The organism is Monashia sp. HAY1-5C (assembly GCF_056755255.1).
Genome location: NZ_JBPGXG010000272.1, coordinates 1 through 975 on the forward strand (window position 1 = coordinate 1; position 975 = coordinate 975).

The 975-nt window shown below is 75.2% G+C and carries 1 protein-coding gene; it reads right to left on the minus strand.

Features of this window, described 5'->3' with window-relative positions; all coding sequences use genetic code 11:
- Positions 1–16: 16 nt before the first annotated feature.
- Positions 17–975: FAD-dependent oxidoreductase (locus ACR9ZK_RS21595; RefSeq protein WP_481344014.1), on the minus strand; the 959-nt coding region annotated here is incomplete at its 5' end.

Consider the following 975-nt stretch of genomic DNA (forward strand, 5'->3'; position numbering starts at 1 on the left):
TCCGTCGTCGGCAGCGTCAGATGTGTATAAGAGACAGGCCGTCGACGGCTCCCGCGCACGACCCGCACCCGGTGGTGGCGCGGGTGGTCTCGGCGAGAGCCGGCACGGTGTCGGCGCCGCTGCGGAACGCGTCGACGATGGCACCCTTCGTCACGGTGTTGCAGCGGCAGATGACGGCCGACCGGGGCATCTCGGCGAGGTTGACGCTCTCGGCCCCTCCGCTGCGGGTGACGGCCCGACCCAGCATGAGCGCCAACCGGTCCCGGGGCGCGGCGGCCCCGGTGTCGTACAGCTGGGTCAGCGGCCCGGCCGCGTCCCCGACGCCGAGGAGGATCGCCCCGACGAGCCGGTCGGAGCGCAGCACGAGCTTGGCGTACCGGCCGCGCACGGGGTCGGTGAAGGCGAGCACCTCGTGGCCGGCGTCGTGGACGCCGACGTCGACGCGTCCCATGCTCGTCAGGTCGACGTCGGGCGCCTTGAGCCGGGTGACGACGCTCGTGCCTGCGTAGGTGGCGTCGGGGTCGGCACCGCTCAGCACGTCCGCGAGGACCCGGGCCTGGTCCCAGCCGGGCTGCACGAGCCCGGGCACCTCGCCGCGGTGCTCCGCGCACTCGCCGATGGCGTGGACGTGGGGGTGGGAGGCGCGGAGCCGGTCGTCGACGACCACGCCGCGGCCCACCTCCAGACCGGCGGCCAGGGCGAGGTCGACGCGGGGGCGGACGCCGGCCGCGACGACGACGAGGTCGGCGGCCAGCGTCGTCCCGTCGTCGAGGACCACGGCGGCGGGGTGGTCGGCCGTCGCCGGCCGACGCTCGGTGACCTGCCGACCGAGCGCCAGCCGTGCCCCGAGGCCCTGGACGACCCGGGCGAGGACGCTGCCGCCGTCCGCGTCGAGCTGCCGGTCCATCGGGTGCTCGGCGGGGTGGACGACCGTGACGCTGTCTCTTATACACATCTGACGCTGCCGACGACGGA